The organism is Spongiactinospora gelatinilytica, from assembly GCF_003236385.1.
Classification (GTDB): domain Bacteria; phylum Actinomycetota; class Actinomycetes; order Streptosporangiales; family Streptosporangiaceae; genus Spongiactinospora; species Spongiactinospora gelatinilytica.
Window position 1 is genome coordinate 1 of record NZ_POUA01000398.1, and the last position, 6892, is coordinate 6892.

General features: G+C 71.2%; 10 protein-coding genes. 4 read left to right on the forward strand and 6 right to left on the reverse strand.

Annotated features, from left to right (window positions below):
- Positions 1–144: 144 nt before the first annotated feature.
- Positions 145–735 carry a TIGR03086 family metal-binding protein gene (locus C1I98_RS32810; RefSeq protein WP_111171228.1) on the reverse strand — a complete coding sequence of 197 codons (591 nt, stop codon included), beginning with the start codon at positions 733–735 and terminating at the stop codon, positions 145–147.
- Positions 732–1073, reverse strand: coding sequence for an ArsR/SmtB family transcription factor (locus tag C1I98_RS32815; RefSeq protein WP_111171229.1), 342 nt, complete (start codon positions 1071–1073; stop codon positions 732–734). The genes C1I98_RS32810 and C1I98_RS32815 overlap by 4 nt, the downstream gene beginning before the upstream one ends.
- 85 nt (positions 1074–1158) lie before the next feature.
- Here C1I98_RS32815 and C1I98_RS32820 point away from each other — a divergent pair, with 85 nt between their 5' ends.
- Positions 1159–1899 carry an MATE family efflux transporter gene (locus C1I98_RS32820; protein ID WP_146607780.1) on the forward strand — a complete coding sequence of 247 codons (741 nt, stop codon included), beginning with the start codon at positions 1159–1161 and terminating at the stop codon, positions 1897–1899.
- Here C1I98_RS32820 and C1I98_RS32825 read toward each other — a convergent pair.
- The 3 genes from C1I98_RS32825 to C1I98_RS40840 form a co-directional block, all read right to left on the reverse strand.
- Positions 1857–3098 (reverse strand): ROK family transcriptional regulator, encoded by a 1242-nt coding sequence (locus tag C1I98_RS32825; RefSeq protein ID WP_111171231.1) that lies wholly within the window; start codon positions 3096–3098, stop codon positions 1857–1859. The two genes, C1I98_RS32820 and C1I98_RS32825, sit on opposite strands and share 43 nt — an antisense overlap.
- 89 nt (positions 3099–3187) lie before the next feature.
- Positions 3188–3430 (reverse strand): hypothetical protein, encoded by a 243-nt coding sequence (locus C1I98_RS32830; protein ID WP_111171232.1) that lies wholly within the window; start codon positions 3428–3430, stop codon positions 3188–3190.
- Positions 3431–3789: 359 nt separating this feature from the next.
- Positions 3790–4287: a hypothetical protein gene (locus C1I98_RS40840; protein ID WP_146607781.1), complete on the reverse strand. Its 498-nt coding sequence runs from the start codon at positions 4285–4287 to the stop codon at positions 3790–3792.
- Between the two features lie 117 nt (positions 4288–4404).
- On the opposite strand from C1I98_RS40840, the gene C1I98_RS32840 reads away from it, so the two are divergent.
- Both C1I98_RS32840 and C1I98_RS45890 read left to right on the forward strand, forming a co-directional pair.
- Positions 4405–5337 carry a DUF2332 domain-containing protein gene (locus C1I98_RS32840; RefSeq protein ID WP_111171234.1) on the forward strand — a complete coding sequence of 311 codons (933 nt, stop codon included), beginning with the start codon at positions 4405–4407 and terminating at the stop codon, positions 5335–5337.
- A gap of 311 nt (positions 5338–5648) precedes the next feature.
- On the forward strand, positions 5649–5753 hold the full coding sequence (locus C1I98_RS45890; RefSeq protein ID WP_368773553.1) for an aromatic-ring hydroxylase C-terminal domain-containing protein: 105 nt from the start codon (positions 5649–5651) through the stop codon (positions 5751–5753).
- A 29-nt stretch (positions 5754–5782) separates the two neighbouring features.
- Here the strand turns inward: C1I98_RS45890 and C1I98_RS40845 are convergent, their stop codons facing one another.
- Positions 5783–6070, reverse strand: a complete 288-nt coding sequence (locus tag C1I98_RS40845; protein ID WP_146607782.1) for a DUF6247 family protein — start codon at positions 6068–6070, stop codon at positions 5783–5785.
- A gap of 322 nt (positions 6071–6392) precedes the next feature.
- On the opposite strand from C1I98_RS40845, the gene C1I98_RS32845 reads away from it, so the two are divergent.
- A partial coding sequence (locus C1I98_RS32845) for a hypothetical protein (RefSeq protein WP_199537386.1) occupies positions 6393–6892 on the forward strand: 500 nt, incomplete at its 3' end.

Consider the following 6892-nt stretch of genomic DNA (forward strand, 5'->3'; position numbering starts at 1 on the left):
CCACCAGGTCCCACCCCTGCGCGCCGTACCAGCGGCGCAGCAGCGCGGGCTTGGTCCAGGCGGCGAAGACCAGCCCGCGCGGGGCGGCGAACTCGCGGGTCACCACCACCGCGCGGTCGCTCGGCGTGTGGACCGCGACGGCCATCAGCGGCGTGCCGGGTCGCGGCCGATCATGCCGAGCAGCCGGTCCTGCAAGGGGGCGTCGGCCGGGACCTTCACCTCGGGGCCGAAGACCACGACGCCCGGCCCGAACGCGCCCGGGGTGCGGAACTGCTCCAGCAACTCGGCGGGCAGCGAACTGGTGCCCGCCCACAGGCGTTCGACGTCCTGCGGGTCGATCGTGTCGTCCTGGTCGGTGGCGCGGGCGAGGTCCCACCCGTGCAGCGGCAGGTCGTCGCTGACCACGCGGTCGACGTGCCCCTCGGCCGACACCCGCCCGCCCGGGGTGTCGCACATCGTGGCGGCCACCGCCGGGTCGGCGAGGATCGCCTCGACGTCGGCGCGGGCCGCGCGGAAGGCCGCCGCCGGGTCCTCATCGACGCTGGGGGCGGGGCTCAGCGTACGGCCGAGCGGGGCCAGCATCACCGCGTGCATGTCGATGATGTGGCGGACCACGTCACGGGCGTCCCACTCGGCGCAGGGCGACGGGTCCGCCCACAGCTCCGGCGCCACGCCGTGGATCAGGCGCTCGAAGGCGTCGGCCCGCCGGCGGTAGCGGTCGGCGATCTCGGTCATCGTTCATCCCCTCCAAGGGACTGTATGTCGTGCAGCAATGAGTCCAGCCCCTGGTACCGGACCTCCCAGAACTCCCGGTAGTCGGCCAGCCAGTCGGTCGCCGCCTTGAGCGCGGCCGGTTCCAGGCGGCACGGCCGGCGCTGGGCGTCCCGGCCCCGGGAGACCAGGCCGGCGCGTTCGAGCACCTTGAGGTGCTTGGAGATGGCCGGCTGGCTCATCGCGAAGGGGGCGGCCAGCTCGGTCACGGTGGCCTCGCCCGACCGCAGCCGAGCCAGAATCGCCCGCCGGGTCGGGTCGGCGAGCGCGGCGAAAGTGGCGTCGAGCGCGTCAGGGTTCATTCATTGCCTCTTAGTTAAATAACCACTTAGTTTTATACACGTCCGGCAGCCCCCGAGGCAAGCCCGCCGTAACTTTCGTTGACGGATGCCTGCCGCGCTTGAGAACGTGCCGAATGTGGGCAAATGCTCTGGATGGGGGTGGCGGATCGGGGTTGTCGCGGTGGTCTGGTCGGCGGGCTTCCTCGTACTGGGAAGCATGCTCGACCAGCACCGCCTGCTGGGCGCGCCGGACTGCGGGACGGAGGACTTCGCGCAGGAGTGCCTGCGGCCCGCCGACGCGCTGGTCAGCGGAAAACGGATCGACGAGACCAGCCGGAACGGGACGATCCTCCGATTACAGGTGCGGGTCGGGGAGGAGTCCGCCGAGTTCAACCCGCCCCCCGAGGTGTTCGACCGGCTGGACGCGGGGGACACCGTGCAGGCCCGGCTGTGGCGCGGCAGGCCCGCCGTCCTGGTGGTGGACGGCCGCCAGGTGGGGGGCGTGGGTGACGACGCGCGGGCGACCTCGCTGCTGGGGTTCACGCTGGTGATGGCAGGGGTCTTCCTGACGGTCCACCTGGTGGCGAAGGCCGTGCGGGGGCGGCGGTATCGCGCGGAGGACGCCTTCGGGGTGTTCCTGGCGGGGTGGTTCGTGCTGGCGGTGCCGGCGGTGTGGGGGCTGAGCGTGACGCCCGACCCGTTGCCGGTGCTGGTGACCCTGGCAGCCGGGGTACCGTTGCACGTCCTGGCGTACGTCGCGGTCCTCTATGTCCGCCACGACCGGACGGCCCAAGGCCGCGAGGATCAAGGTGTGCCCTTCGCGAGCCGGGACCGGCCGGCCGCCTGATCGCCGGCACCGCTCGCGACCTCGTGGTCCTCACCGAAGAAGACCCGGTCGCGGGCCTGTCCGATGCCGATCAGCAGCGCCCCGCGCACCACCGGCCCGCCCGGCACATCGGAGGCCACCACGCGCGGCCTGCCCAGGCACATGCCCGCGACCGCGCGTTCGACCCGCCCGGCCAGCGCCGGGCCTCCCGTCGAGCCGACGTCGCTGCCCAGCACCACCAACTCCGGATCGAGGACCGTGCAGATGGAGGCGACGCCCAGCGCGATCCGCCGGGCCAGCTCGTCCAGGAAGGGCGCCCCGGCCGGGCTCGCGACCGCCGCCGCCACGCTGTCCCGGACGTGATCGGCCCGCAGGCCGTGCTCCCCGGCGAGTTCCTGAACGGCCTGCCAGCCCACCAAAGTCTGGAAGGCGGCCCCGACGCCGCCCCGGGCCCGATCCACCACGCCGTCGCTGACCGGTGCGCCGGGGACGGGCATCCAGCCCAGCTCGCCCGCCGTACCGGTCGCGCCGCGCAAAAGCTGATCGCCCACCATGACGGCCCCGCCCGGCCCGAGCCCGATCCACACCAGCACGAAGCCCCGCACGTCGCGGGCGGCGCCGAGCGCGCGTTCGGCGACGGCCGCGAGGTTGACGTCGTTGTCGATGGAGACCGGCACGCCGAGCCGCAGGCGCAGCCGGTGCAGTACGCCGGGCTCCCAGGCGGGCAGGTCGTAGCAGAAGCCGACGTCGCCGGTCGCGGGGTCGATGACGGCGGACACGCCGATCACGCAGGCGCGTACCTGCGACAACGCGATTCCCGCTTCGGCGGTGAGGCGTCCGGCGAGGTCGTGTACCGCCGTGACGGGGTCTTCGGCGACGTCGGTCGGCACGGTGACCTCGGCGAGAGCCCTGCCGGTGATGTCGGCCAGGATGGCCCGGGTCGTCTCCATGTCCACGGCGAGGCCGATCACGTAACCGCTCGCCGGGTTGAGCCCGTGCAGCGCCGCGTTGGGGCCGCGCCCGCCCGCCTGCACCCCGGTCTGGACGATCACGCCGCGTTCGGCCAGCCGGGCCAGGACGTGGTTGATCGTCACCTTGGACAACCCGGTGGCCTCGCTGATCTGCGCGCGGGTCAGTATGCCGGACGACCCCAGCAACTCCAGCACGGCGCGGTCGTTCAGCTCCCGCAACAGACGCGGGCGCCCGGGGTTCGCGTTCATGTGCACATCCTGGCGCGGACCAGGACGGAGCGCGACCCGTACGGTGTGCCGCCCGGGAGTACGGGCGGCACGCCTTCTCAAAGGGGTCGTTACGGGTGGAATGTTTTGAAGTAGGACGGCGGCAGCCTGTTGAGCCAGGCATGGGTGACGCCGGTCCAGCCGATCAGCAGGTAGTCGTCGCGCCCGCCGCCGGTGACGTCCGCGAAACGGATCTGGGTGGGCGGGACGATCTTCAGTGTGCCGTCCTTCGCGTGGACTCCCGCGATGCCGTCGTACTTCTGCTCGCACATCCGCTGACCGGACGGCTGCGTCCCGGCCACCAGCACGGCCACGGGGGGCGTCCGCGCTGACCTGCCTGATGAGGTTCTCCAGCCGATCGATCGCGCCGTCCATCCTGTTCTGCATGACGTCGTTGCCACCGGCCGTGAGGGTGATGAGGTTCGGCTGGTAGGTCTTCACCGCGCATTTCGCCTTGTCCGCGATCAGGTCGATCGTGTACCCGCCCCAGCCTTCGATCTCCCGGTCGGCCATCGTGCCCACCTGGACACTGCCCACCCAGTCCACCAGCGGGGTGTCGTCTTTGGCGCCCGTGACCTGCGCGTCCGAGGCGCCGGACGTGCGGTGCTGGCTGATCAGCCGCTGGAAGCCCTGGTCGGCGGAGTCGCGGAAGCCATTGCCGTCCGAGCTGCCCTCACCGTACGCGGAGGACGATCCCAGCCCCATCGGGCGAAGGGTCCGGGCCACTTCCCATCCTCTGCTCCTGGCCAGTTCGATCAGCCTGTCCACCATGGAGTTCGTCATGTTCTGAAGGAAATCGGCCGCGTCCTTCCACCAGCCCCTGATGGCATCGCAGATCTTCAGAGAGGGGTCGTGCCTGGGTCTTCGCCCACGCGTTGAGCCCCGACTCCCAGGCGAGCGCGCCCGCGGCGGCGAGAACCCCGTAGGCGAACGCCTCGCCCCAGGCCTTCGGGTCCCCGAGTTTGTGGTCGATGACCATGAGGATGAACTTTGCGACGAACGTGCCGACGAACGCCCCGACAGCCGCGCACACCGGCCCGGCGATCGGGGCGCCCTCCGCGAAGAAGGCGTAACAAGAGGCGCGGACGAGGAGCAGCACCAGGATGCCTGTCGCGGTCGCGAGAAACTGTTGCCAGAAGGTGGAATTCGGCGTGATGTACTCCGTCGGCACGCGCAGCGAAATACCGGTGGGCTCCGCGACCAGCTCGCCGTCGAAGTCGATCCATTGGGCGGGCAGATCCCAGGTGAAAGCACGGTGCGGCCAAAGCGCGGAAAGGGTTGGCCTGCGATGACCGCGGAGATGTACGCCGAGTTCGCCGTTCGGGAGGCGCGTGAAGTGTCGCCGGTTTATGAACGGCTGGCGTCCGCCGTGTCTCGCGACGAGGTTCTTCTGGGACTGCTGGCCGGGCTTCCGGCGGCCAAGCGGCAGCCGAACCTGTTGTTCGGGGTGGTCCGGCTGCTGGGCGGGCCGGTGGAGCATCCGGCGGAGTTCCATGACTTCGCGGTGGCGCACTGGCCCGAGATCGAGGCCGAGATGCGGGTCCGCATCACTCAGACCAACGAGGCGGGGCGCTGTGCCGTACTGCTGCCGCTGCTCGCCGCGCTGCCGCAGCCGCTCGCGCTGCTGGAGGTCGGCGCGTCCGCGGGGCTGTGCCTCTACCCGGATCGGTACGGCTACCGATACGGGGACCGCGCCGTCGGTACCGGCGAGCCGGTGCTGACCTGCGCGGCCACCGATCTCACCCTGCCCGCCGAGCCGCCCCGGGTGGTGTGGCGGGCCGGTCTGGACCTGAACCCGCTGGACGTGACCGACCCGGCCGACATCGGCTGGCTCGACGCGCTCATCTGGCCCGAACACGAACACCGCCGCGCCCGGCTCCGCGCGGCGGCGGCCGTCGTCGCCGCCGAGCCGCCCCTGCTCGTGCGTGGCGACCTGGTGGACGCCCCGCCCGCCCTGGCCGCCCAGGCCCCGGCGGGCGCGATACTCGTGGTGTTCCACACCTCGGTACTGCACCTCGTACCGGAGCCACGGCGGGCGGCGTTCGCGGCGGTGGTCAGCGGCCTGCCGGGGCACTGGATCGCGAACGAGGGCGCGGGCGTACTGGCCTACGACGCGCTGCCACCGCCACCGACAGCCGGCTCGCTTCACGTACTGGCCCTGGACGGCCGGCCGATGGCCTGGACCCGGTCGCATGGCGAGGAGCTGATCTGGTTCTCCTGAGGTCACCCGCGGTGCTGACGCATGAGGCGTCGACGGGCGTGGGGTGATCGTCGCCCTGGCCCGGCTGTTGCGTCGATGCCCGTTGATGCCCCCCATCCCGGGCACCTCGCCTGTCAGGCCGGTCGGGTCCGCGCAGCGACACCGAGCCCCTGAGGAGACCCACGAGAGCGGCGAGGTGGGCGGCGCATAGCTCATCCGGACAGTCGCGCCGCTGGATCCGACGGCTTCCCATCCCGCGGCCTGGCCTGCTGTCGGCCGTACGGCCTGTTCATCTCGTCGATCGGGCAGCGCCTTCCCCGAAGTAGGCGTCGGTGTCGGCCCTCCTCATCCGCCCCGACGGCCACCTAGCCTGGTCCGGCCCCAACTCCGACGCCGCCTCCGCCCTCCGTGACTGGCTAGGGTCGGCTGCGGGATGATTTCGGCGCGGCGACTTGGGACCGGTACGTCACCGGGTGCGGCGAGCGAACTCGTCAGCGAGTGCCTGGCCGAGCGGCACTGTCCGACCTTCACCTGCTTCGGCCTCCTCGATCGCCTCGTAGTAGCCGGGGCGGTTGGCCGCTACCGTGACCAGGCGCCAGTGGCATAGCAGCCTTTGCAGATCCCGGTAGTGAGAGGCATCGCCACGAGCGGTTCCCGCGGCGGCCCGATACTGGCGCAGGAACTCCGGCCACTCCCGTTCCGGAAGATCCCACAGGATGACCTGCGGATCGCCCGGATTTCCCTGGTCGCTCACCTCACCACGGTATGGCGAACGCAGCTCTGCCCGGGGCCGAACCACACGGTATGCCCAGACTCTGAACGCCCGCCCACTCGCCGACGCGGTGATCCACGCCCACGACTGGCCTGCGCCCGCTACAAGGTGCTCAACGTTCGCCGGAGCGGTGATCACCACTCCGGCGGGCGCGATCTCCGGCGACGTCGGGCGGGTTCAGTGCCACGTACGGCTGCGCCTGGTGCGGAGTGCTTCGCCCTTGCCGGGGCGATCGGCCTCGGCTTGCCGGGCGGTACCACACCCGCCCAAGGCAAGGGTCGAGGCAAGGGCCAGGATGGCGGTGATGCTTGCGCGCTTCACGCTCAGATTCTCCGCCAAAAATGACACAAGTCTTTCTGTCATGATGGGCTCGATGGGGCGGGCGTTGCTTTTTCTCGATGTGGACGAGCCGCTCATTCCGTTCGGTGCGCCGCCTCCTGGCGGGTATCCGAGTTTTCCGGCCGCGCGAACTTTGGCCAATCCTCTGTTGGACAGGATCGATCCGGCGCACGGGGCGCGTCTGGCGGCGTTGCCGTACGAACTGGTGTGGGCCACGACCTGGCTTGATGACGCGAACGACTGCGTCGCGCCGCTGCTCGGGCTGCCGCCTCTGCCGGTGGTGCGGTGGCCGGAGGCGTCGGGGCCATCGGGGCCGGATGAGGTGGCAGGGATGCACTGGAAGACGCCGGCGCTGGTGGAGTGGGCGGCGGGGCGTCCGTTCGCGTGGGTCGATGACGAGGTCGGGGACGCCGATCGGGAGTGGGTGTCTGCCTACCACCCGGGGGGTGCGCTGCCGCATCGGGT

Coding starts and splice junctions, on each gene's coding strand:
- C1I98_RS32820 (WP_146607780.1), top strand. CDS start 1,159: ATGCCTGCCGCGCTTGAGAACGTGCCGAATGTGGGCAAATGCTCTGGA.
- C1I98_RS32815 (WP_111171229.1), bottom strand. CDS start 1,073: ATGAACCCTGACGCGCTCGACGCCACTTTCGCCGCGCTCGCCGACCCG.
- C1I98_RS32825 (WP_111171231.1), bottom strand. CDS start 3,098: ATGAACGCGAACCCCGGGCGCCCGCGTCTGTTGCGGGAGCTGAACGAC.
- C1I98_RS32810 (WP_111171228.1), bottom strand. CDS start 735: ATGACCGAGATCGCCGACCGCTACCGCCGGCGGGCCGACGCCTTCGAG.
- C1I98_RS32840 (WP_111171234.1), top strand. CDS start 4,405: ATGACCGCGGAGATGTACGCCGAGTTCGCCGTTCGGGAGGCGCGTGAA.